The organism is Pseudoduganella umbonata (genome assembly GCF_014192225.1).
GTDB lineage: Bacteria > Pseudomonadota > Gammaproteobacteria > Burkholderiales > Burkholderiaceae_D > Rugamonas > Rugamonas umbonata.
In genome coordinates, this window is the sequence record NZ_JACHXS010000012.1 from 131,200 (window position 1) to 153,591 (window position 22,392).

The window sequence follows — 22,392 nt, forward strand, 5'->3', positions numbered from 1 at the left end:
GAAGGGGGCGACATGAGCACCGAACTGGCTTTGCTGGGCTGGACCCTGGTCCTGGCGATCGTGCAGATCCTGCTGCACTCGACACTGCGCACCCGTGAAACGGGCCTGGCCTTCAATGCCGGCGCGCGCGACGGCGCGGCAGCACCGCCGGGCAAGTTCACGGCGCGCCTCGAACGCGCCAAGCTGAACCTGTTTGAAACGCTGCCGTTGTTCATCGGCGCCGTGCTGGCCGCCCACGTGGCCGGCGCGGAAGGCCCGCTGACCTGGTGGGGCTGCTGGCTGTACTTCGGTGCCCGCGTGCTTTACGTGCCGCTGTATGCCTTCGGCGTGCCGGTGGTGCGTTCGCTGGTGTGGCTGGTATCGATGGCCGGGCTGCTGATGGTACTGTACGCACTGCTCGGCAATTCCTGAAATTTGCCTGAAGGCGCCTCCTACATGCAGAGTAGGCCGCGTCCTATGGCGGCTGGACCGTAAGCCTCCTATCGTACTGGTTACGATAGTCCACTGGCGCGTTGAGCGCGCATACTTACATGGTTACCAGAAACCTGAGCGCCGGCGAACAGCGTGGCGCGCAACGGGCAGGCGCGGCGCTTACACGGCGCGTCCGCAACCTGCTGCACAACGTCTTCGGCGTCGATCATTTGCGCGCCGGCCAGCAGCGCGTCATCGACAGCGTGCTGGAAGGGCGCGACACGCTGGCCATTATGCCTACCGGCAGCGGCAAGTCGCTGTGCTACCAGATTCCCGCGTCGATCTTCAAGGGCGCCACGGTCGTGGTATCGCCGCTGATCTCGCTGATGAAGGACCAGCTGGAGAAGCTCGAAGAGATCGGCATCGGCGCCGCACAGCTGAACAGCAGCCTGTCGCGCCAGGAGGAAGCCGGAGCGCTGGACAGCATACGCAACAACCTGAGCCGCATTATCTTCTGCACGCCGGAACGGCTGGTCACGCCCGAGTTCCTGGCCGTGCTGCAGGAAACCCATATCTCGCTGCTGGTGGTGGACGAGGCGCATTGCATCTCGCAGTGGGGCCACGATTTCCGCCCTGCCTACCTGGAAATCGGCGCCGCGCTGCGTGCGCTGGGCCAGCCGCCCGTGCTGGCGCTGACGGCCACGGCAACCGAGGATGTCATCAAGGACATTTCCGTGCAGCTCGGCGCGCGCCGGATGAACGTGGTCAACACGGGCGTGTACCGGCCCAACCTGCATTACCGGGTGGTCCAGGTCACCAACCCCGCCGAGAAAACCGCCCAGGCGCTGCGGCTGGTGCGCGAGACCGCGGGCGTGGGCATCGTCTACGCGGCCACCGTGAAGGCGGCCGAGGAAATGCACGCGGCCCTGGAAGAAGCGGGTGAAAGCGTGGCGCTGTACCACGGCCGCCTGCCGGCGCGGGAACGCAAGGAAAACCAGGACCTGTTCATGAACGGCGAGCGGCGCGTGATGGTGGCCACCAATGCCTTCGGCATGGGCATCGACAAGAGCGACACGCGCTTCGTGATCCACCTGCAGGTGCCGGCCAACCTGGAGGCGTATTACCAGGAATCGGGCCGCGCCGGCCGCGATGGCGAGGACGCCGAATGCACGCTGCTGTACTTCCAGGACGACAAGCGGCTGCAGCAGTTCTTCCTCGTCAAGCATTACCCGACCGCGCAGGAATTGCGCGAGGTGTACGAAGCCGCCGCGGCGCGCGTGCCCTGCACGGCGGGCGCGATCCACGACATGGTGGCGCACATTCCCGACAGCCAGCTGAAGGTCTGCCTGAAGCTGCTGAAGGACGGCAAGCTGCTGCGGCAAAACCGCAAGCTCGACTGGCTGCTGACGAGCCGCGACGCCAAGGCCGCCGATTTCGAGCAGCTGGCCGCCATCTATGAAAGCAAGCAGGCGCGCGATCACCAGGCGCTCGAGCAGATGGTGGCGTACGCGCAAAGCGGCTATTGCCGCTGGAAGCTGCTGCTCGATTACTTCGGCGACGAGTCGGCCGGCGCTCCGGCCGACGCATTGCACAAGGAATCGGACAAGGAATCGGACAATGCGTCGGAAAAAGCAGCGGAAAATGCGGCGATAAAGACATTGGCAAAAGCATCGGCCGCTGCGGCGGGCCGCGCGCATGCGTCCGCCCCATGGGTGTGCGGCTGCTGCGACAATTGCCTGTCCCCGCCGGCGGTCCAGCCGATCGAGGACGAAGAACCGCTGTTCGAGGAAGTCCCCGAACCGATGGCGCCGCAGTTGCCTGTCTTTACCGTGGGCAGCCAGGTCAAGGTGCCCAAGTTCGACATCGGCACCGTGCTGTCCGTGGCCGGTGACCAGATCACCATCGAATTCCCGGAAAACACGACGAAGACCTTCATGGCGGAGTTCGTGCAACCCGTCTGATCCGCCCGGCTGATCCGCCACGCTGACCCGGTGTTGTCCTGGCCATGTGCCTTGCCCGCCGGACTCTGTGCGCTGGCGGACAGAGCCCGCATTCCCGGCTGGCTAGAATGGCCTGAAGGAGGAGTGCTTATGGCCGGGGACATGGTCGTGGTGCGCAGGGAAGGCTTGTACTGCGTGCCGGGAGATTTCTACATCGATCCGTGGCGGCCCGTCGATCGCGCCGTCATCACGCATGGCCATGGCGACCATGCGCGCGTGGGGCATGGCCATTACCTGGCGGCCGCGCCCGGCGTTGGCATCCTGAAGTCGCGCCTGGGCGATATTGCCGTGCAGGGGCTCGAGTATGGCGAAACCGTGGAACACAACGGCGTACGCATCTCGCTGCATCCGGCCGGCCACGTGCTCGGTTCCGCGCAGGTGCGGATGGAATGCGGCGGTGAGATCTGGGTGGCCTCGGGCGACTACAAGGTGGAAGCGGATGCCACGTGCGCGCCGTTCGAGCCGGTGCGCTGCCACACGTTCATCACCGAATCCACGTTCGGCCTGCCGATCTACCGCTGGGAACCGCAACAGCAGACTTTCGACGACATCAATGCCTGGTGGCGCCGCAATGCCGAGCAGGGCCGCGCCAGCCTGATGCTGAGCTACGCGTTCGGCAAGGCGCAGCGCATCCTGTCCGGCCTCGACCCGACGATCGGACCGATCGTCTGCCACGGCGCCGTCGAACCGCTGAACCGCGTCTACCGCGAGGCCGGCGTGCCGCTTCCGGCGACGCGGATGGTGAGCGAAGTGGACAAGGCGGACCTGAAAACCGCGATCATCATCGCGCCGCCGTCGGCCGGCGGTTCGCCGTGGGTGCGCCGCTTCGGCGATTTTTCCGATGCGTTCGCCAGCGGCTGGATGCTGCTGCGGGGCGCGCGGCGGCGGCGCGGCGTCGACCGGGGCTTCGTGCTGTCCGACCATGCCGACTGGCCGGGCCTGATGGCGGCGATCAAGGGCACCGGCGCCGAGCGCGTCGTCGTCACGCACGGCTCGATCCCGATCATGGTGCGCTGGCTGTGCCAGAACGGCTATGACGCCAAGGGCTTCGACACCGAATATGGCGACGACGAGGCCGAGGATGCGGCCGGCACCGAGGCGGAGGGCGGTTCAGCAAAAGACCTGGCGCCGCCGCAGCCGGACTTGCATCCGGATGCGAAACGCTGGGTCGTTCCCGAGAAAGCCGAGGCCGCTCGTTCCGCCGGCAACGCCGCCGCGCAGGCCGGGGAGGAGGACGGCGATGCGTGAGTTCGCGCGCCTGTACGCGGAGCTGGACGAAACCACCGCCACCAACCGCAAGCTCGATGCACTGAAGGCGTATTTCAGCAGCGCCGCACCGGAAAACGCCGCGTGGGCGGTGTATTTCCTGGCAGGCGGCAAGCCGCGCCAGGCGATCCCCGTGAAACTTCTGCGGCAGTACGCCACCGAATACGCGATGCTCGACGAATGGCTGTTCGACGAGTGCTACAACGCCGTCGGCGACCTGGCCGAAACCATTGCCCATATCCTGCCCGAGCCGAAGCACCGCAGCGACGTCGGCCTGGCCGAGTGGATCGAACAGCGCATTGCCCCGCTGCGGGGCGCGGCGCCGGAAACCATCCGCGCCGCGCTGTTCCAGTACTGGGACGAACTGGAAACGCCCGAGCGCTTCCTGCTGGTCAAGCTGATCGGCGGCGGCTTCCGCGTCGGCGTATCGAAGCTGCTGGTGACGCGGGCCCTGTCCGGCATTGCCGCGGTGGACGCCAAGCGGATCGCGCAGCGGCTGATGGGCTGGACCGACGGCAGCGTGCGCCCCACGGCAAAGGGTTTCCTGCAACTGATCGCCCAGGAATCGCCGGACGAGCACGCGCAGCGCGGCGGCCAGCCTTACCCGTTCTTCCTGGCACACCAGCTCAACAACGATCCCGCCACGCTGGGCGAGCTCGATCGCTGGCAGGTCGAATGGAAATACGACGGCATGCGCGCGCAGGTCGTGCGCCGGGAGGGCAGCTGGGTATGGTCGCGCGGCGAAGACCTGATCACCGAACGCTTTCCGGAACTGGCGGCGCTCCGGCTGCCGGACGGCACCGTGGTCGATGGCGAAATCCTGGTCTGGCGCGACGGCGACGGGACGGATGCGCCGGCGCCGTTCGCCGACCTGCAAAAGCGCATCGGCCGCAAGGCGCTGTCGGCGAAATTCCTGGCCGAGTACCCGGCCGTGCTGGTGGCGTACGACCTGCTGGAGCGCGACGGTGTCGACCTGCGCAAGCTGCCGCAGTGCGAGCGCCGCACGCTGCTCGAACAGCTGGTGGCGGAGATGGACACGCCGCAGTTGCGTATTTCGCCGCTGGTCGAGGCCGACAGCTGGGAAGCGCTGGCGACGATCCGCGAGGAATCCCGGATGCGCGGCGTGGAAGGCATGATGCTGAAGGCGAAGGACGCGCAATACGGCGTGGGGCGCACCAAGGACGTGGGTACCTGGTGGAAATGGAAGATCGATCCCTACAGCGTGGACGCGGTGCTGATCTATGCCCAGGCCGGGCACGGCCGCCGTGCCTCGCTGTACACCGACTACACGTTCGCGGTGTGGGACAGCGACGGCAATGGCGGGCGCCAGCTGGTGCCGTTCGCGAAAGCCTATTCGGGACTGACCGATGCCGAGATCACGCAGGTGGACAACGCGGTGCGCCGCACCACGATCGAACGCTTCGGCCCGGTGCGCAGCGTGCGGCCGACGATGGTGTTCGAGATCGGCTTCGAGGGCATCCAGGCCTCGCCCCGGCACAAGTCCGGCATCGCGGTGCGCTTTCCCCGCATCCTGCGCCGCCGCGACGACAAGTCCGTCGAGGAAGCCGATACGCTCGACATGCTGAAAGGCTTGCTGGCCGGGGCATCGGGCGCATGACCGGGGTCGACGACTGGTTCGCGGCGCGCGGCTGGACGGTCTTTCCGTTCCAGCGCGCCGTGTGGGAGGCGGCGCTGGCCGGCGAATCGGGCATGCTGCATGCCACCACCGGGTCCGGCAAGACGTATGCCGTGTGGTTCGCCGCACTGTTGCGGGCGATGGCGGCACAGCCGCGGAAGGATAAGAGAAAGGCGGCCGGCTTGCGGGTCCTGTGGCTGACGCCGATGCGTGCGCTGGCGGCCGACACGCTCCGTGCCCTGTCGGACTCGGCAGCGGACCTGCTGCCCGGCTGGACCATCGATGCACGGACCGGCGACACCTCGTCGGCCGCCCGCGCGCGGCAGGCCAGGCGCCTGCCCGAGGCGCTGGTGACGACGCCGGAAAGCCTGTCGCTGATGCTGTCGAAGGCGGATGCGCAGGAGCAGTTCTCGCTGCTGGACATGGTGATCGTCGACGAATGGCACGAGCTGATGGGCAACAAGCGGGGCGTGCAGGCGCAGCTGGCGCTGGCGCGGCTGCGCAACTGGAACCCGGGCCTGGTGGTGTGGGGACTGTCCGCCACGCTGGGCAACCTGCAGCGCGCCCAGGAAGCGCTGCTTGGACCCGCTGCGCATGGCACGATCGTCGAAGGCAGCCTGCGCAAGGAGATCGTCGTCGATACGCTGATCCCGGCCAATCCGTCGCGCTTTCCATGGGCCGGCCACCTGGGCATCCAGATGCTGGGGCCGGTCATTGCCGAGATCGAGCGGCATGCCACCACGCTGGTCTTCTGCAACACCCGCTCGCAGGCGGAATTGTGGTACCAGAACATGCTGGAAGCGCGGCCGGACTGGGCCGGCCTGATCGCCTTGCACCACGGCTCGCTGGACAAGGAAGTGCGCGACTGGGTCGAACTGGGGCTCAAGCGGGGCACGCTGAAGGCGGTGGTGTGCACGTCGAGCCTCGACCTGGGGGTCGATTTCCTGCCGGTCGAGCGGGTGCTGCAGATCGGCAGCGCAAAGGGTATCGCCCGGCTGCTGCAGCGGGCCGGGCGCTCGGGCCACGCGCCGGGGCGCGTGTCGCGCGTGACGCTGGTGCCCACGCAAAGCCTGGAACTGCTGGAAGCGGCCGCGGCGATCCAGGCGGTGCAGGACCGCGACATCGAATCGCGCCCGGTGCCGGACAAGCCGCTCGACGTGCTGGTGCAGCACCTGGTGACGGTGGCGCTGGGCGGCGGCTTCACGTCCGCGGCGCTGTACGGCGAGGTGCGCACGGCGTGGTCGTATCGCGAGCTGACCCCGGAGGAGTGGCAGTGGGCGCTCGATTTCGTCGCGCGCGGCGGCCAGAGCCTGACGGTGTACCCGGAATACCGGCGCGTGCTGCCGGACGAGGCCGGCGTCTACCGCGTGCCGGATGCGGCGATCGGGCGGCGCCACCGGATGGGCATCGGCACCATCGTGTCCGAAGCGATGATCCAGGTGAAGTTCCAGAGCGGCGGGCGGATCGGGACGGTGGAGGAGGGCTTCATCGCGCGGCTGAACAAGGGCGACCATTTCCTGTTCGGCGGGCGCGTGCTGGAGTTCCTGCGGGTGCATGAAATGACGGCCTACGTGAAGCGCGCGACCGGCGCCAGGGGGGCGGTGCCGCGCTGGCAGGGCGGCAAGATGCCGATGTCGTCCGAGCTGGCGCACGCGGCGCTGGAACAGATGCGGCTGGCGACCGAAGGCATCGTCCGCGGGCCGGAGATGGCGGCGGTGCGGCCGCTGCTGGACATCCAGGCGCGCTGGTCGGCGTTGCCGACGCCGCAGCGCACCGTGATCGAAAGCCTGCACAGCCGCGAGGGACACCATCTGTTCATGTACCCGTTCGCCGGGCGGTCGGTGCATATCGGGCTGGCCTCGCTGCTGTCCTGGCGCATGGGGCGGATGCGGCCGGCCACGTTCTCGATCGCCGTCAACGATTACGGCTTCGAACTGCTGGCGCCGGAGGAGGTGCCGTGGCCGGACGTGTTTGCTGCCGGCACCGGGAGCGGGGTCGCCCTGTTCACGACGGAGGGGCTGCTGGAAGACGTGCTCGCCAGCCTGAACGCCACCGAGCTGTCGCAGCGCCGCTTCCGCGAAATAGCCCGGATCGCCGGTCTGATCTTCCAGGGCTATCCGGGGCAGCCGAAAAGCAACCGGCAACTGCAGGCGTCGTCATCGCTGTTCTTCGAGGTATTCCGCAAGCATGATGCCGGCAACCTGCTGTTGACGCAGGCGCAGCGCGAGGTGCTGGAACAGGAACTGGAACTGAAGCGCCTGCGCGCCACGCTCGAAGCATTACAGGCCCGGGCGGTCAGCTACCATGAGACGAAACGGGCCACCCCGTTCGGCTTTGCGCTGATGGTGGAGCGGTTCCGCGAAAAACTCAGTACCGAAAAGCTGTCGGACCGGGTCGCGCGCGTGCTGCGCGAACTGGAAAAGGCGGCCGGGCCATGAGCGGCGCGGGCGGGGCGCTGGCCATCGAGCTGGCCGGCGAGCGGGTGCTGCTCCTGCCGCAAAAGGCCCTGTACTGGCCGGGTGCACGGATGCTGGTGGTGGCCGACATCCACTTCGGCAAGGCGGCCTCGTTCCGCGCGCTGGGCGTGCCGGTGCCGCGCGGCACGACGAGCGAGAACCTGGCCGGCCTCGATGCGCTGCTGGCGGCCCACGATATCGGCCACATCCTGTTCCTGGGCGATTTCCTCCATGCGAAGGCCGCGCACGCCAGCGCCACGCTGCAGGCGATGCTGGCCTGGCGCGAGCGCCACCCGGCGCTGGCACTGACCCTGGTGCGGGGTAACCACGACCGGCATGCCGGCGACCCGTCGCGCCTGCTGCGGATCGACCTGGTCGACGAACCGCACCGCATCGGCCCGTTCGCGTTCTGCCACCACCCCGACTTGCCGGAGGACGGCGCGGGAGGCTACGTGCTGGCCGGCCATGTGCATCCCGTGTACCGGCTGGCGGGGCGGCACGATGCGCTGCGCCTGCCCTGTTTCGTGGCCGGAAACGGGCGCGCGATCCTGCCGTCGTTCGGCGCTTTTACCGGCGGCCATGTGGTTGAACCGGGCCCGGGTGAGCGTTGCTACCTGGTGGCCGAGGACCGTATTTTTCCGACCGGATCGGGATAAGCGGAAGATCAGTTGATAGTAGGCGTTCTCCTACAGGGAGACATGTAGCCGTCCTATATTTGCTGTTCAGTGCTTCCACTACCATGAAGTCTCCTGTTGCCCGAACGTTATTACAAAGATCGTCGCTGGTCGGTATCCCGCTCGGGCACCGGGATCCCTCCTCACTGCACCCACGTCAGCGTTCCCCCAATGCGTCACTTCAGGAGAGACCACCATGGCTTCAAATCAGGGTAACAATCGGAGCAATCGACAAGGCGAAGCACAAGGAAACAAGCAGAGCACCACGCGCAACCGCGGCTTCGCATCGATGGATCCGCAGCGGCAGCGTGAGATCGCGTCCGAAGGTGGCCGCGCAGCGCATGCCAAGGGTACCGCGCACGAGTTCACCTCGGAAGAGGCTCGCCGCGCCGGCGCAATGAGCCACAAGAACGGCAACCGCCAGAGCGCTTCGCGCGCCGCCAGCAACACCGACAGCGACCAGGGCAACCAGGCCGGCCAGTCAGACAACCGCGGCGAAAACCGCCAGGGTTGATTCCACCGCAACAGCAGGGTAACCACAGGGCTCAGGAGATATTGCATGACTCCACCCGACAACTCCCGCAAGAACAACAATAGTGAAGATACGTTCGTTCTGGTAGATACGGAACATCCGGGCATCGGCAATGTCGACCTGCCCGAGACGGAAGTACGCCGCCTGGACAAGCCTATCCCCGGCAACCGCCAATCGGCGGACCAGGGTTCACGCCAAAGCGGCGACCATTCGTCCCGCCAGGGCGGAGAGCCCCCGGGCACCGAAGGCGGTGCCCCTGGGCCGGAAGCCAGTTCCGGTGTATGACGACACCCCGGCCACGAGCCGGGGTTTTTGTTTGACCTGCCGGCGCGTCAATGTCCCAGCATCAATGCCCCAGGTGACGGTGCTCGCCCACGTTGGTCGGCGGCTTGCCGGTAATGGCCGCCTTGGCCATCGCGAACAGCGTGACCATCTTGCTGTTGGCGGTATCCCAGTATTCGGCCGCCTGCACGTCGACCCGCAGCAGCGCCAGGTGCGGGTCGTCCAGTCCCTGCGGGAACCACGCCTTGACCGCCGGGTTCCACAGTTCTTCCGCCTTGGCGCGATCGCGCAGCAGTGCGGCACGGCCCGATACCGACACGTACAGGTGATCGTCGACATCGGCGAACGACACGTTGACCGACGGGTTGTCCAGCAATTCGTGCGTGAACGATTCCTGGTCCGAGACAAAGAACCACAGCTTGCCCGCATCGTCGAGCTGCTGGAGCGTCAGCGGCCTGCTGCTCAGCGAGCCGCCGGCATCCTGCGTGGTAAACATGCCGAACTTCACATCCTTGATACGGTCGCGCAATTCGTGCAATTCTTCGGTGGTGAACGTGGTCATGGTGCTCCTTTCAAGATTGTCCTGAACAAGTCAACAGCATAGACCGCAGCGCAGGCGGCCTCTGTTCGCTGCCGTACATCAGGGCATCGGGAGATTTGTTTCGTTTGTAACAGCCGGATGACCTTTGGTTGACGCTTCAAATGATAATCATTATCATCTACTGATTACTACAAGCACATTAACGCAGAAACGTCAGCGGGGAAAAGTGAGCAACAACGTTGAACCGCGGGAAAAAGGCCAGGAACCGGGGCAGAAACCAGCGCAAGAATCAGTGCAAGAATCAGCGCAGGAGGCAGCGCTGCAGGCCACCGCGAAGAACGCCGGCCGGGCCGTGTGGCTGAAGCAGCTGCACCAGTGGCACTGGATCTCTTCCGCGCTGTGCCTGCTCGGCATGTTCCTGTTCAGTATTACCGGCATTACGCTGAATCACGCGGCACAGATCGAAGCCAAGCCGACCGTCGTACGCAAGCAGGCCGAGGCACCGGCGCCGCTGCTGGCGCAACTGAAGGCGCTCGGCCAAGAGCGTGACGGCGAGAAGGCGCCGCTGCCGGAGGCCGCCGAACGCTGGCTGCTCGATACGTGGGCGGTCAAGGCTGGGGGGCGCGAGGCCGAATGGTCCGTCGATGAAGTCTACCTGCCGATGCCGAAAGCCGGCGGCGATGCCTGGGTGCGCATCGGCTTCGACGATGGCGCCGCCGAATTCGAGAATACCGACCGCGGCTGGATCTCGTGGCTGAACGACGTGCACAAGGGCCGCAACACGGGCACGGCGTGGAACTGGTTCATCGACATCTTTGCCGTGGTGTGCCTGGTCTTTTGCATTACCGGATTCCTGATCCTGAAATTCCACGCGGCCAACCGGCCGTCGACCTGGCCGGTGATCGGGCTGGGAATGCTGATTCCGATCGTTATTGCTCTGTTGTTCATCCATTAATAAAAAAGGCATACCATGAAATTACGCTACTCCATCGCGCTGGCCATTCCGCTGGCCGGCGCGCAGGCGATGGCGGCCGACCTGGCCCTGAAAATCGACATTCCACAGTTGAACGTGGCCGAGTACCACAAGCCTTACATCGCCGCGTGGCTGGAAAACGCCGACCAGAAGGTGGTGACGAACCTGGCGGTGCTGTATGACGTGAAGAAAAAGGACAAGGCCGGCGAGAAGTGGCTGAAGGACATGCGCCAGTGGTGGCGCAAGACGGGCCGCGACCTGGCGATGCCGGTCGACGGGGTGTCGGGCGCGACCCGTGCGCCGGGCGAGCACACGCTGACGTTCCCGGCCGCGAAAGATGCGCTGGGCAAGCTGCCGGCCGGTAACTACACGGTCGTGGTCGAAGCGTCGCGCGAAGCGGGCGGCCGCGAGCTGGTGAAGGTACCGGTGGCATGGCCGCCGAAGGGCGCCAAGGAGTTCGCGGCACAAGGCAAGGAAGAGCTGGGCAATGTCGTCGTTCAGGTCAAGCCATAAGGAGAACATGATGCGTATTCAAAAAACCGTAATCGCGCTGGCACTGGCCGGCGTCGCGTTCAGCGCCCAGGCGCACAAGCCGTGGGTGCTGCCGTCGTCGACGTTCGTCGAGAACGACCGGGAAGCGTGGGTGACGGTCGATGCCGCCATCTCGGAGGGCTTGTTCGACATCGACCACGTGCCGCTGAAACTGGATGGCCTGACGATCATCGGACCGGACGGCGCCACGCTGGAGCCGCAGAACGTGGCCAGCGGCAAGCTGCGCAACTCGTTCGACGTGAAGATGGCGAAGAACGGCACCTACAAGATCGCACTGGTAAGCCAGAACGTGTTCGCCAGCTACAAGGTCAACGGTGAAATGAAGCGCTGGCGCGGCCTGGAAGCGAACCTGTCCAAGGAAGTGCCGGCCGATGCGCAGGAGCTGAAAGTGACGCGCACCAGCAGCCGCATCGAGACGTTCGTGACGGCCAACGAGCCCAGCGACGCCGTGCTGAAGCCGACCGGCAGCGGCCTGGAACTGGTGCCGGTGACGAACCCGACCGAACTGCGCGCCGGCGAGAAGGCCACGTGGCGCTTCCTGCTCGACGGCAAGCCCGCCGCGAACCTGCCGTTCAGCCTGATTCCGGGCGGCGTGCGCTACCGCGGCACGCTGAACGAAGTGCGCTTCAGCACCGATGCCAAGGGCGAGATCACGTTTACGATCCCGGCCGCGGGCATGTACGTGGCGACGGCAAGCTGGCCGGCACCGCAGGCACAAGGCGCGCAGGGCGGGCAACAGCAGCCGCCGGCCCGCCGCGTGACGTATTCGGGCACGGTGGAAGTGCTGCCCGAGTAATGGGCCCGGGATTGCGTCGAACGTTGCTGCCGCACGCGATCTCGCCCGAGCCACCGCCCGCCGGCGCCGAGGTCCGCGAGTACCGCGGCCTCAGCATGGGTACCAGCTGGTCGGCGCGCGTGGCCCAGCCGGCCGGCGCGCCGGACCTGGAAAGCGGCCTGCAGGAACGGCTGGACGAGGTGGTGGCGCAGATGAGCCACTGGGACCCCGGCTCCGACCTGGGACGCTTCAACCGCGCGCCGGCCGGCACCTGGCAGGTGCTGCCACCGCCGTTCTTCCAGGTCCTGGCGTATGCGCTGGACGTCTGCCGCGACAGCGGCGGCGCCTGCGACCCATGCGCCGGGGCGCTGGTCAACCTGTGGGGCTTCGGCCCCGTCAACCGTTACGATGAGCCCGGCTTTACGGCCCCGGCGCCGGAACAGGCACGGGCCGTGCTGCCGGCCGCCCGCGTGCGGCTCGATCCCGTCAGCCGCAGCGCGCTGCAGCCGGGTGGCGTGCAGCTCGACCTGTCGGCCGTCGCCAAGGGGTACGGTGTGGATTGCCTGGCCCGCTGGCTGGACGGGCAGGGCATCTGCAACTACCTGGTCGAAGTGGGCGGCGAACTGCGCGGCGCCGGCCTGAAGCCGGACGGCCAGCCCTGGTGGGTGGCGCTGGAAAACGTGGACGATGCCAGCCCGGGCGACAACGGCATCGTCGCCGCGCTGCACGGGCTGGCGGTGGCCACGTCCGGCGATTACCGCCGTTTCTTTTTACACGATGGCCGGCGGCATGCGCACACGATCGACCCGCGCACCGGCACGCCGATCGACAACGGCATCGCTTCCGTGACGGTGGTCGACGCCAGTTGCATGGCCTGCGACGCGTGGTCGACCGCGCTGACCGTGCTGGGGCCGGTGGATGGCCTGGCGCTGGCGGAACGCCGCGGCATTGCGGCCCGTTTCGTGGTGCGCACTGCCGCCGGCCCGGTTGAACACCTGAGCTCGCACATGCGGGCGATGCTCGATCTCGCATGAACATGGAGTATGAAGATCCGGTATGCCTACCCGGGCATGACGACATGAGCATGACGATACGAGCATGACGAAATGAGCACGATGCGGTGAGCATGATACTGACGAACGACACGACCCGGCTGGCGCTGACCGCCGCCTGCTTCGCCGCCTATGGCGTCACCTGTTTCCTGCCATGGCTGCGCATGCGTCGCAAGCGCGCCGCCGCCGGCGGCAGGGCCGGCGATGCTTCCGGCTGGATCGTTGCCTATGCGAGCCAGACGGGCCTTGGCGAGGAACTCGCGCAGCAGACCGCGGCCATGCTGCGGCTGGCCGGCATCGATGTGCGCGTAATGGAACTTGGCGATGTTTCCGCCGCGGCGCTGCAAGGCGCGGAGCGCGCGCTGTTCATTGCCAGTACTTACGGTGAAGGCGATGCCCCCGATGGCGGCGCCGCGTTTGCCGGCAAGCTGATGACGCGTTCGCTGCCGCTGCCGCACCTGCACTACGGCGTGCTGGCGCTGGGCGACAGCAGCTATGCGCATTTTTGCGGCTTCGGCCGGGCACTCGACGGCTGGCTGGCGGCGCAGGGCGCCCAGCCGCTGTTCCCGTGCGTGGAGGTGGACCGGGGCGCGTCCGCGGACCTGGCGCCCTGGCGCCGGCACCTGTCCCACCTGGCCGGCACGAGCGATGCGCCGGATTGGGCGGCACCGGCGTTCACGCCCTGGCGGCTGGTGCGGCGGCGGTTGATGAACCCCGGCAGTGCCGGAGCGCCGATACACCACCTCGAACTGGCACCCGCGGCGGGCGCGCTGCCGGCCTGGCAGTCGGGCGACCTGGTGCAGGTGGTGCCGCCGGCACAGCCGGACCGGCCACGCGAGTATTCGATTGCCTCGGTGCCGGAGGACGGCCGCGTCCACCTGCTGGTGCGCCTGCACCGGCACGACGACGGCAGCACCGGGATCGCCTCCGGCTGGCTTTGCCAGGAGGCGGACGAGGGCGCGCTGATCCCACTGCGCTTGCGGCCGCACCGCCGCTTCCGGCTGGAAGACAATGCCGCCCGGCCGCTGATCCTGATCGGCAACGGCAGCGGCATCGCCGGCCTGCGCGGCCACCTGCGCGCACGCGTGGCAGCGGGGCAGGGCCGCAACTGGCTGCTGTTCGGCGAACGCCAGCGTGCCCACGACCTGCATTACGGCGACGAACTGGCGGCCTGGCAGGAGCAGGGCATGCTGGCGCGGCTCGACCTCGCATTCTCGCGCGACGAGGCGGGGCGCATCTATGTGCAGGACCTGCTGTTGCCCGCCGCCGATGCGCTGCGCGCATGGATCGCCGACGGCGCCGCCATCTACGTCTGCGGCAGCCTGGAAGGCATGGCCGGCGGCGTCGACCGTGCACTGCGCGGCATCCTCGGCGACGATGCCGTCGATGCGCTGGCCGCGGCGGGGCGCTATCGGCGCGACGTGTACTGACCGGCAAAGTTTCCCCATACCGGGGTCAGACCCCAATTCCACGACGTGTACTGACCGGCAACGTTTCCCCATACCGGGGTCAGACCCCAATTCCAGGAAATAAAAAAACCCCGCGCAAGGCGGGGCTGGGGAAAATCCGCACGGTGCGGATGAGAGGTACTCAGGGTGCCAGTTCTTCGAGACCGCGTTGCAGGCTGGAGATGCTGGGGTTGTCGATGAACACGCAGCGCTTGCCGGTGCGCTTGCAGAAGTCCTTCACGCGCCAGTAGGCGCTGTGGCTGATGCAGCCGGTCTGGCAAATCACCAGGTCGGCAGCGGCGAGGCTCGCTTCGAGCTTGCCGGCATTGTCTTCGAGGCCGCCATCGTGGTGGGCGAACTGGGCGCCGGCGCGTTCGATCAGCGTCCGGTAGGACGCCACGTTGCCGCTGCGTCCGCCGACGCACAGGATGCTGCGTTCGGACAGCCGGACCGGCATGCGGATGACATGCTCCACGGGTGCCGGCGGAGCGGGTTCCTCGGCACGTAGCGGCGGCTGCATCGGCGACTGCACCTGTGCCTGCGCGAGTTCGCGGCGCAGCTCTGCGACCTGTTCGCGCAGTTGCCGCTCGCGCTCGTCGCTTTGTTCCAGCCGCTGCGCCAGCCGCTCGCGCGAAGGCAGATCCGGGATCGCTTCACGCAACTGTTCCAGTTCCTGGCGCAACCCGTCGATCATGCTGTCACGGCTGACCAGCTGGGCGCGCAGTTGCATCAGCGCGCTTGCATCGCGTTCCTGTTCGGCGGTGCGCTCGAGCTGCATGGCGGCGCTGCGTTGCTGCAGCCGGGCCAGTTCGCGCGCCAGCTGGCCGTTTTCTTCCACGACGGCGTTGAAACGGTGGATGTCGGCGCGGGCGCAGGCGCCGGCCTGGTGCTGGATCATGTGCAGGTCGCGGCACATGCGTTCTTCCAGCTCCGGTGCGCAGCGGGGATGTGTCAGGCCGGCCCAGAACGCGCCGGCAACGTCGCCACCGGCCACGGCGGCCTGCCACAGTTCGCCTACCGCCTCCGTCGTGCGGGCAGCGCGGAAGCGCTGGATCACTGGCGCGTAGCGGCGTTCCAGTTCCTTTTGCAATACCTCGGACAGGCGGTTGCGCGTGCCGCATTCGCTGACCGCACCCACGTGGATCTCGTAGTCGTCGGCCAGTACCGTGCCGCCAGTGACCTTGCCGACCAGTTTGCGCAAGGTGCCGATCGGCATCGCGACGCCGACCAGCGGGCAATGGCAGGTGTGGCCCAGTTCCCAGATGCGGCGGCGGCGCGACGTTTGCGCTTCCTGCTGCGGCGTGGTGGCATGCTTGTCGCACATCGTCAGACCACCTGCGGCGCGTTGCGGCCCCTGGTCATCAGCCGCGCAAGGAAGCCGTCATCCTTTTTTGGCGGCGGCAGCGAGCGCTCGACGACGACGGCCCATTGTTCGGACAATTGCTGGCAGGTCGCAGCGAGCACGGGGGACAGGCCCGGCAGCCCGGCCAGCGCCTTCAGGTGGCGTTCGATGACGGAAGCGAGTTTCACGCAGCCCTTGCCATCAGCCGTGTAATGCGACATCAGGTGCAGCACGGCGGACAGCATCAGTTCCGGCTGCTGTCCGCCGTTGACGGGTGCCAGGTAGATCGGGTCGGTATGGTCGATAGCCATCGTACTCTCCTCGGAAGCGATCAGCTGGCGGCGGCTGGCTGGAAGACTGGTTCAGGCAGTCAGGATCAGTTTGTTCAGCTGGGTGATGCGCAGGCGGTAAATGCGGCCCGCGTGTTCGATCTCGACTTCGCGCTGGTCTTGCATCAAGCCCGCGGTGGTCAGGCGGCGCACGGGAACGGGCTGCCGGGCAGCAGGCGCCGGCTTCGTTTGGTTGGCTTGGGTCTGCATGGTCATTTGGCCTTAAATAAGAATGATTCGCATTTGCATTATTGGGCACCCCTGCAGGAAATGCAAGCGTTTTTTGGCGGATGCGTGCAAGAAAATCAAGCTCTCGCCGCCGCGCGCCCGGCGCATAAAAAAAGGCCCGCCGAAGCGGGCCCAAGCTGGGTGAGGTAAGGATCGGCCGTCAGGTCAGACGGCGGCCACCAGTTGCACCGGCGGTGTGGCCGCGGCTTCGGCGGCGGCCTTGGCCCGGTTGGCAGTCGCTTTGCTTCGCGAGCGGGACGGCGGCAGGCGACGCAGGGTTTTCAGGGCGTCCGGATCCTTGATGCCGATGGTGCGCTGATCGACAGTGATCAGGCCGATTTCGTTGAAAGCGGACAGCGTGCGGCTGACCGTTTCCAGCGTCAACCCCAGGTAGCTGCCGATTTCATGGCGCGTCATCCGCAGGTTGAACAGCTTGCTCGAATAACCCATCTGCGCGAAACGGTCGGCCAGCGACACGAGGAAGCGCGCGACGCGGGCTTCGGCACTCAGCGCGCCGAGCATGCCGATCATTGCCTGTTCCCGCACCAGTTCGCGGCTCATCACGCCATACATCATGTGTTCCAGTTCCACGTGCACGCGGCCCAATGCCGTCAGCTTCTTGAACGGCAGCAGGATCAGGTCACAGTCGGACAAGGCTACCGCTTCGGACGAGTAGTGGCGGCTATGGATGCCGTCCACGCCCAGCATGTCGCCCTTCATCGGGAAACTCAGCACCTGCTCGTTGCCGAATTCGTCGATCAGCACGGTTTTCAGGAAACCGGAATTAACGATGTACAGTGTGTCGAACGGCTGGCCGATCGTGTGGATGCGCTGGCCGGTCTTGAACTGCACGTGCTGGAACAGCAGTTCCTCGGCGTTGACGGAACAGGCCGCCGGGATGTGCAGGAGGTCGCACACTTCCTTCAGGTTCGACCAGAGGCGACCCTGGCGCTGGCGACCCGCTTCCATGGCGGACGTTTGGGCGGCCGGGGCGGCGACTCGGGCTTCGGACATTTGCGTAGGGAGCATGCTGATCTCCTGATTTCAGGTCATGTAATTTCGGATTAAAAACGCAGATTTATATGCGGCGTGGCTGAAACTTGTCTGGCGCTAGTTTTGGAGCTAGTTTTGGAGCTAATTTTCGAGCTAGTTCTGAAGCCAATTTCGCAGCTGGTTTTGAGCGGGTTCTGAGCTGGTTTTGAGCTGGTTGGTACTGGTTTCGCTGGTTTGAAACCAGTACTGGCTTTGAAACTGCTGGTTATTTTTTGGCAGTTGCCATCTACCGGAGTGGATGTACGGCAACTCGCTTTGAATGGTTTCAGTATGCCAACGAGGGGGGGAGAAGGATATCGGTATGCGCTGAATATGCCCGTAGGAGTCGGCGCAGGCGTGTAGGAATAATCCTACTGATCAATATCATGCCTCAGAGCGGGGAGGGGCCCCCGAAGAGGTGCGGGACAGGTCAGGATTTAAACGGGGACAGCAGCTTGTGCGCAACCGCGTATTGAACCATTTCAGACAATGAGTTCATCCCCATTTTCTGCATGATCCGGGTTTTATGGGTACTGACGGTTTTTACCGACAGGTGCAGGCTATTGGCGATTTCAGTGATCGACTTGCCGGAAACGAGTAGCGAAAACACCTCGAATTCCCGGTCCGACAACTGTTTATGCAACAGGCTTTCGTTCGGCATCATGATATTGAGGGCCAGCTGCTCGGCAACCTCGGTACTGATATAAGGCCGGCCGGATGCCACCTTGCGAATCGCGCCCACCAGCTGGGTGCCGGCGCTTTCCTTTGTCAGGTAACCCTGTGCGCCGGCGCGAATGGCACGCACGGCGTACTGTTCTTCTTCGTGCATGGTGAGGATCAGCACGTTCAGCTTGGGGGCTTCGCTGCGGATCTGGCGAATCAGGTCGACGCCGCTGCGGCCTGGCATCGACAGGTCGAGCAGCAACAGGTCGAAGCCGCCCTGGCGCACGTGGCGCAGCACCTCGAACCCATCGACGGCTTCGCCGACGATGTCGATGTCGGGGGCGCCGTCGAGAATGCGCTTGAGGCCCTCGCGCATGATGGTGTGGTCGTCTGCGATGACTATTCTGATCATGGATGGTTGGGTAATACTCCGGTGTTGCTGGTCAGCCCGATGGCACGCCGCCGCACGAAGCCGTGCGAAAGCATAAGATGCGGCATGCGATACGGGGGCAAAGGCATCGGGGGCAAAGGCATCAGGGGCGAAGAATCGAGTACGGCGACGGCAGTGCTGCAAGACCTATTCAGGCAGCGGCTCTTTCAGCAGCCGGTGTACCAGCACCGGAATCTTCGAGTGCGACAATACCTTGTTGGTGACGCTGCCCAGCAAGAGCTGGCCCCAGCCGCTGCGGCCATGGGAACCGATGAATATCAGGTCGCACCCTTTTTGTTCGGCGATTTCAACGATCTTCAGCGCCGCGCTTTCCGAGAATGCCGTCATGCTTTCGCATCGCACGCCTTTCTTGTCGCACGATGCGACGATCGATTGCACGTGATCGCGGCCGGCGCGTCCCATCGCTGCCCGGTATTCGTCCTCGCTGGGATAGCTGGGCGGGATGATCTCGACATAAATCGGGTACTGGTATTCGGGCGCGACGAACAGGGCCAGCACTTCCGCGCCAAGTTGCTGGGCGAACGAGACACCGGCGCAGGCGGTCATCCGGGACACGGCGGAACCATCGGTGGTAATCAGAATTTTCCGGTACATATCCCCTCCTTGAATGCAGGCGCTCCCGCATTGTAGTCTTGAATTGCCCTCTTGTCTGGATGTAAAGACTTGATCTTCCTCAAGGGAGGGATGAGTCTGGCGCAAGGTTGTCGTCGATTCCATGTTTGTATATGACAAACACCGTATCCTGCTGCGCGACCCAAATACAACAGAAAGGCTATCTTTTCTTATTCCCGCACGGGAATGAAGGGCCCGACATTGAACAAGCGGACAGCCCCCTGCTACACTCGCGGAAGTGCGTTAATATTGCCGTGTGTCATCACTTAAGACACCCAGGTAGTTGATACGAAAGCATTTTTTGAATATGGAGAAGCAGGGATATGACCGACGCCGCTGATGATTTCGACGCATTATTCGAGGAAGTGTCCGCGCAGCGTGCCAACGCCACCCCGGCACCGGCACCGGCGCCTGCGCCCGCGCCGGCCGCAGCGGCTGCCGAAGACGACCTGGAAAGTCTGTTCGACGAAATCGCCTCGACCCGTACCGAGGTGCCTGTCGCTGCCGCCGCGTCGGCCGCCGCACAGGTTGCCGATGCGCCGACTGCCGAGGATGGAGCACAGGACGGCACGATGTTCGAGCGCCTGGGCGGCATCGTTCGCCTGTTGCACGACTCGCTGCGCGAACTGGGCTACGACAAGGCGCTGACGGAAGCCTCGAGCCAGATCGTGGACGCGCAGGACCGCCTGGAATACGTGGCATCGCTGACCGAGCAGGCCGCCAACAAGGTGCTGAACACGCTGGACGACGGCATGCCTGCACAGGACGTCCTGTCGAAGAAGTCGAAGGAAATGGAAGACCGCTGGGCCGCGCTGTTCGCAGGCAAGCTCAGCATCGAAGAATTCAAGACGCTGGCCGGCGACTCGCGCGCGTTCGCGCAAGCCGTGTCGGAAGCCACGGAAGCCGAGAAGGCGCGCCTGCTGGAAATCATGATGGCACAGGATTTCCAGGACATTACTGGCCAGCTGATCAAGAAGGTCGTGATCATTACCAAGACGGTCGAGCAGGAACTGGCACAGTTGCTGAAAGATAATGCTCCACCCGACAAGCGCGAGCTGATCGCGCAGAAAGAGGCTCTGGAAGTGTCGCTGATGAGTGGCCCATCGGCCCCGTCCGTGGCGCTGAACCAGGACAACGTGGACGACCTGCTTGCCGACCTGGGGTTCTGATGGACGATATGCTGAAAGAGTTCGTCGTCGAGGCGATGGACCTGGCGGTCAACGTCGAGGAGCACTTGCTGCGCCTCGAGCGCGATCCCGACAACAAGGAAACGCTGAACGCGGTGTTCCGCTCGTTCCACACCATCAAGGGTGGCGCGGGCTTCATGAACCTCGGCGCGCTGGTGTCCGCCTGTCACCTGACGGAAAACCTGTTCGACGCGCTGCGCACCGGCGCCGCGCCCGTCACGCCGCTGTCGATCGAGGCGGCGCTGCAGGCATCGGGCTTCGTGGCCGATCAATTGGCGGAACTGAACAACGGCGCCGCGCCGGACAGCATGGGGCCGATGCCGGCCGACCTGGAAGCGATCCTGAACCAGGCCATCGAAGGCAAGGAAAGCTCGGCCAAGCCGGCAGCGAAAGCCGCACCGGCCCCCGCGCCGGCACCGGCACCTGTCCCGGCAGCGCCGGCACCTGCCGCGGCACGCGCGCCGTCGGCGGACGGCCTCGACTGGGAAGCGATGTACGAAGCGGTCGTACCGTCCGGTACGTACAGCCGTCCCGCCAGCGCACCTGCCGCCGCCCCCGCGATGGCCGCGACGCCTGCAGCGCCCGCCGCTGCCGCGCCGGCCGTAGAAGCGCCTGCCGCCGCCGCGCCGGCAAGCGACGCCCTTCCCGCGAAGAAATGGGACGGTGTCGAGCGCCGCGATGAGGCCAAGCCGGCCCACGCCGCGCCGGCGAAGGAAGAAAGCATCCGTATCGACGCGGTCAAGCTGGACGCATTGCTGGAAGTGGCCGGCGAATCCGTGCAGGCAGCCAACCAGGCCGCCGTGCTGCTCGAGCGCCTGCAGCAGTTCAAGTTCGAAGGGCAGGCCGCCACGCTGATGTCGGCGCTGACCGAAACGCTGGAGCGCGCATCGCGCTACTCCACGGAACTGCAGCGCGCCACGCTGGCGACCCGCATGCAGCCGGTCGGCCGCCTGTTCCAGAAGTTCCCGCGCCTGGTGCGCGAACTGGCCAAGGACCTGGGCAAGGAAGTCGAACTGGTCATCGAGGGTGCGGAAACGGAAGTGGACCGCGTCGTCGTCGACAGCCTGTACGACCCGCTGGTGCACATGCTGCGCAATGCGCTCGACCACGGCGTCGAAGGTCCGGATGCCCGCGTGGCCGCCGGCAAGAACCCGAAAGCCACCATCCTGCTGAAAGCGTGGCAGGAAGCCAACAGCGTGATGATCGTGCTGCAGGACGACGGCAAGGGCATGGACCCGATCGCGCTGCGCCGCAAGGCTGGCGAGAAGGGACTGATCTCGCCGACCGCCAACATGACCGACGAAGAGTCGTACCAGCTGGTCTTCCTGCCGGGCTTCTCGACCAAGGAAGTGGCTTCGTCGGTTTCCGGCCGCGGCGTGGGCATGGACGTGGTGAAGACCGCGGTGGAAAAGAACCGCGGCGCGATCCATATCGAATCCGCGCTGGGCAAGGGCACCAAGTTCGCCATCCGCCTGCCGATCGAGCTGTCGATCGTGCCGACGATGCTGGTGTCGACCTCCGGCGCGCTGCTGGCGCTGCCGATGGCCGTCGTCGAGCGCGTGGTGGAACTGCCGGAAACCTTCAACGAAGTGGGCGGTGCGCCGGTGATGAAGGACCAGGGCAGGCCGTTGCCGGTGCGTTCGCTGGCCAACGCGCTGGGCTACGAACTGTCCGCCGAACGCGTCGGCATCGTCATCAACGCGCCGCAGCCGTACATCCTGGCCGTGGGTGCCGTCGACGGCACCGCCGACCTGGTGATCAAGCCGATGACGGCGCTGACCGTGGAAGGCGTCACCGGTACCGCGCGCTCGGCCGAAGGCGAGCTGGTGCTTGTCGTCGGCCTATCGTTCCTGATGGATGGTTGCAGGAGCAGCGTGCGCATGGCAGCATAACAAGTTCGCCAAGCAAGTCACCTGAAAAAGCCTGCGACCGCATCGCAGGCTTTTTTTA

General features: G+C 65.7%; 22 protein-coding genes. 15 read left to right on the top strand and 7 right to left on the bottom strand.

From position 1 onward, the window contains the following. The first annotated feature begins 12 nt into the window (after positions 1 to 12). The 8 genes from FHS02_RS25680 (at position 13) to FHS02_RS25715 (ending at position 9,260) form a co-directional block, all read left to right on the top strand. Entirely contained in the window at positions 13 to 411 is a 399-nt protein-coding gene (locus tag FHS02_RS25680; RefSeq protein WP_137314162.1) for an MAPEG family protein, read from the top strand. 119 nt (positions 412 to 530) lie between these two features. Next, positions 531 to 2,372, top strand: coding sequence for a RecQ family ATP-dependent DNA helicase (locus FHS02_RS25685; RefSeq protein WP_137314161.1), 1,842 nt, complete (start codon positions 531 to 533; stop codon positions 2,370 to 2,372). A 129-nt stretch (positions 2,373 to 2,501) separates the two neighbouring features. Then, positions 2,502 to 3,659: a ligase-associated DNA damage response exonuclease gene (locus tag FHS02_RS25690; protein WP_175424812.1), complete on the top strand. Its 1,158-nt coding sequence runs from the start codon at positions 2,502 to 2,504 to the stop codon at positions 3,657 to 3,659. After that, positions 3,652 to 5,295 carry an ATP-dependent DNA ligase gene (locus FHS02_RS25695; protein ID WP_137314160.1) on the top strand — a complete coding sequence of 548 codons (1,644 nt, stop codon included), beginning with the start codon at positions 3,652 to 3,654 and terminating at the stop codon, positions 5,293 to 5,295. The genes FHS02_RS25690 and FHS02_RS25695 overlap by 8 nt, the downstream gene beginning before the upstream one ends. Further along, positions 5,292 to 7,751: a ligase-associated DNA damage response DEXH box helicase gene (locus FHS02_RS25700; protein WP_137314159.1), complete on the top strand. Its 2,460-nt coding sequence runs from the start codon at positions 5,292 to 5,294 to the stop codon at positions 7,749 to 7,751. Before FHS02_RS25695 ends, FHS02_RS25700 begins: the two co-directional genes overlap by 4 nt. Continuing rightward, positions 7,748 to 8,425 (top strand): ligase-associated DNA damage response endonuclease PdeM, encoded by a 678-nt coding sequence (gene pdeM, locus FHS02_RS25705; protein WP_137314158.1) that lies wholly within the window; start codon positions 7,748 to 7,750, stop codon positions 8,423 to 8,425. The genes FHS02_RS25700 and pdeM overlap by 4 nt, the downstream gene beginning before the upstream one ends. A gap of 214 nt (positions 8,426 to 8,639) precedes the next feature. Further along, entirely contained in the window at positions 8,640 to 8,957 is a 318-nt protein-coding gene (locus FHS02_RS25710) for a KGG domain-containing protein (RefSeq protein ID WP_137314157.1), read from the top strand. Between the two features lie 45 nt (positions 8,958 to 9,002). After that, entirely contained in the window at positions 9,003 to 9,260 is a 258-nt protein-coding gene (locus FHS02_RS25715) for a hypothetical protein (RefSeq protein WP_137314156.1), read from the top strand. Positions 9,261 to 9,321: 61 nt separating this feature from the next. On the opposite strand, the gene FHS02_RS25720 is transcribed toward FHS02_RS25715, so the two are convergent. Next, positions 9,322 to 9,819: a pyridoxamine 5'-phosphate oxidase family protein gene (locus FHS02_RS25720; RefSeq protein WP_137314155.1), complete on the bottom strand. Its 498-nt coding sequence runs from the start codon at positions 9,817 to 9,819 to the stop codon at positions 9,322 to 9,324. Positions 9,820 to 10,090: 271 nt separating this feature from the next. Between FHS02_RS25720 and FHS02_RS25725 the strand changes: the two genes are divergently transcribed. The 5 genes from FHS02_RS25725 (at position 10,091) to FHS02_RS25745 (ending at position 14,580) form a co-directional block, all read left to right on the top strand. After that, positions 10,091 to 10,753, top strand: coding sequence for a PepSY-associated TM helix domain-containing protein (locus FHS02_RS25725; protein WP_229422677.1), 663 nt, complete (start codon positions 10,091 to 10,093; stop codon positions 10,751 to 10,753). 15 nt (positions 10,754 to 10,768) lie between these two features. Beyond that, entirely contained in the window at positions 10,769 to 11,284 is a 516-nt protein-coding gene (locus FHS02_RS25730; protein WP_137314154.1) for a DUF2271 domain-containing protein, read from the top strand. Between the two features lie 7 nt (positions 11,285 to 11,291). Then, positions 11,292 to 12,119 carry a DUF4198 domain-containing protein gene (locus FHS02_RS25735; RefSeq protein WP_307722201.1) on the top strand — a complete coding sequence of 276 codons (828 nt, stop codon included), beginning with the start codon at positions 11,292 to 11,294 and terminating at the stop codon, positions 12,117 to 12,119. An 11-nt stretch (positions 12,120 to 12,130) separates the two neighbouring features. Then, positions 12,131 to 13,132 carry an FAD:protein FMN transferase gene (locus FHS02_RS25740; RefSeq protein WP_217496936.1) on the top strand — a complete coding sequence of 334 codons (1,002 nt, stop codon included), beginning with the start codon at positions 12,131 to 12,133 and terminating at the stop codon, positions 13,130 to 13,132. Between the two features lie 92 nt (positions 13,133 to 13,224). Then, the gene (locus FHS02_RS25745) at positions 13,225 to 14,580 is read left to right on the top strand and encodes a sulfite reductase subunit alpha (RefSeq protein ID WP_137314153.1); all 1,356 of its coding nucleotides are present in this window, start codon (positions 13,225 to 13,227) and stop codon (positions 14,578 to 14,580) included. A 160-nt stretch (positions 14,581 to 14,740) separates the two neighbouring features. Here the strand turns inward: FHS02_RS25745 and FHS02_RS25750 are convergent, their stop codons facing one another. The 6 genes from FHS02_RS25750 to FHS02_RS25775 all read right to left on the bottom strand — a co-directional run bounded on the left by FHS02_RS25750 (position 14,741) and on the right by FHS02_RS25775 (position 19,237). Then, on the bottom strand, positions 14,741 to 15,922 hold the full coding sequence (locus FHS02_RS25750) for a DUF2325 domain-containing protein (RefSeq protein ID WP_137314152.1): 1,182 nt from the start codon (positions 15,920 to 15,922) through the stop codon (positions 14,741 to 14,743). Positions 15,923 to 15,924: 2 nt separating this feature from the next. Further along, entirely contained in the window at positions 15,925 to 16,251 is a 327-nt protein-coding gene (locus tag FHS02_RS25755; protein ID WP_137314151.1) for a hypothetical protein, read from the bottom strand. A gap of 51 nt (positions 16,252 to 16,302) precedes the next feature. Further along, positions 16,303 to 16,479, bottom strand: a complete 177-nt coding sequence (hemP, locus tag FHS02_RS25760; protein ID WP_229422675.1) for a hemin uptake protein HemP — start codon at positions 16,477 to 16,479, stop codon at positions 16,303 to 16,305. Between the two features lie 183 nt (positions 16,480 to 16,662). Continuing rightward, entirely contained in the window at positions 16,663 to 17,466 is an 804-nt protein-coding gene (locus tag FHS02_RS25765; RefSeq protein ID WP_137317448.1) for a Crp/Fnr family transcriptional regulator, read from the bottom strand. Between the two features lie 493 nt (positions 17,467 to 17,959). Further along, the gene (locus FHS02_RS25770) at positions 17,960 to 18,604 is read right to left on the bottom strand and encodes a response regulator (protein WP_137314149.1); all 645 of its coding nucleotides are present in this window, start codon (positions 18,602 to 18,604) and stop codon (positions 17,960 to 17,962) included. Between the two features lie 165 nt (positions 18,605 to 18,769). Continuing rightward, positions 18,770 to 19,237 (bottom strand): universal stress protein, encoded by a 468-nt coding sequence (locus tag FHS02_RS25775; RefSeq protein WP_137314148.1) that lies wholly within the window; start codon positions 19,235 to 19,237, stop codon positions 18,770 to 18,772. A gap of 341 nt (positions 19,238 to 19,578) precedes the next feature. Here FHS02_RS25775 and FHS02_RS25780 point away from each other — a divergent pair, with 341 nt between their 5' ends. Next, on the top strand, positions 19,579 to 20,424 hold the full coding sequence (locus FHS02_RS25780; RefSeq protein ID WP_137314147.1) for a protein phosphatase CheZ: 846 nt from the start codon (positions 19,579 to 19,581) through the stop codon (positions 20,422 to 20,424). Further along, positions 20,424 to 22,334: a chemotaxis protein CheA gene (locus FHS02_RS25785; RefSeq protein ID WP_137314146.1), complete on the top strand. Its 1,911-nt coding sequence runs from the start codon at positions 20,424 to 20,426 to the stop codon at positions 22,332 to 22,334. Before FHS02_RS25780 ends, FHS02_RS25785 begins: the two co-directional genes overlap by 1 nt. Positions 22,335 to 22,392: the final 58 nt, after the last annotated feature.

Coding starts and splice junctions, on each gene's coding strand:
- FHS02_RS25680 (WP_137314162.1), top strand. CDS start 13: ATGAGCACCGAACTGGCTTTGCTGGGCTGGACCCTGGTCCTGGCGATC.
- FHS02_RS25685 (WP_137314161.1), top strand. CDS start 531: ATGGTTACCAGAAACCTGAGCGCCGGCGAACAGCGTGGCGCGCAACGG.
- FHS02_RS25690 (WP_175424812.1), top strand. CDS start 2,502: ATGGCCGGGGACATGGTCGTGGTGCGCAGGGAAGGCTTGTACTGCGTG.
- FHS02_RS25695 (WP_137314160.1), top strand. CDS start 3,652: ATGCGTGAGTTCGCGCGCCTGTACGCGGAGCTGGACGAAACCACCGCC.
- FHS02_RS25700 (WP_137314159.1), top strand. CDS start 5,292: ATGACCGGGGTCGACGACTGGTTCGCGGCGCGCGGCTGGACGGTCTTT.
- pdeM (WP_137314158.1), top strand. CDS start 7,748: ATGAGCGGCGCGGGCGGGGCGCTGGCCATCGAGCTGGCCGGCGAGCGG.
- FHS02_RS25710 (WP_137314157.1), top strand. CDS start 8,640: ATGGCTTCAAATCAGGGTAACAATCGGAGCAATCGACAAGGCGAAGCA.
- FHS02_RS25715 (WP_137314156.1), top strand. CDS start 9,003: ATGACTCCACCCGACAACTCCCGCAAGAACAACAATAGTGAAGATACG.
- FHS02_RS25720 (WP_137314155.1), bottom strand. CDS start 9,819: ATGACCACGTTCACCACCGAAGAATTGCACGAATTGCGCGACCGTATC.
- FHS02_RS25730 (WP_137314154.1), top strand. CDS start 10,769: ATGAAATTACGCTACTCCATCGCGCTGGCCATTCCGCTGGCCGGCGCG.
- FHS02_RS25735 (WP_307722201.1), top strand. CDS start 11,292: ATGATGCGTATTCAAAAAACCGTAATCGCGCTGGCACTGGCCGGCGTC.
- FHS02_RS25745 (WP_137314153.1), top strand. CDS start 13,225: ATGATACTGACGAACGACACGACCCGGCTGGCGCTGACCGCCGCCTGC.
- FHS02_RS25750 (WP_137314152.1), bottom strand. CDS start 15,922: ATGTGCGACAAGCATGCCACCACGCCGCAGCAGGAAGCGCAAACGTCG.
- FHS02_RS25755 (WP_137314151.1), bottom strand. CDS start 16,251: ATGGCTATCGACCATACCGACCCGATCTACCTGGCACCCGTCAACGGC.
- hemP (WP_229422675.1), bottom strand. CDS start 16,479: ATGCAGACCCAAGCCAACCAAACGAAGCCGGCGCCTGCTGCCCGGCAG.
- FHS02_RS25765 (WP_137317448.1), bottom strand. CDS start 17,466: ATGGAAGCGGGTCGCCAGCGCCAGGGTCGCCTCTGGTCGAACCTGAAG.
- FHS02_RS25770 (WP_137314149.1), bottom strand. CDS start 18,604: ATGATCAGAATAGTCATCGCAGACGACCACACCATCATGCGCGAGGGC.
- FHS02_RS25775 (WP_137314148.1), bottom strand. CDS start 19,237: ATGTACCGGAAAATTCTGATTACCACCGATGGTTCCGCCGTGTCCCGG.
- FHS02_RS25780 (WP_137314147.1), top strand. CDS start 19,579: ATGACCGACGCCGCTGATGATTTCGACGCATTATTCGAGGAAGTGTCC.
- FHS02_RS25785 (WP_137314146.1), top strand. CDS start 20,424: ATGGACGATATGCTGAAAGAGTTCGTCGTCGAGGCGATGGACCTGGCG.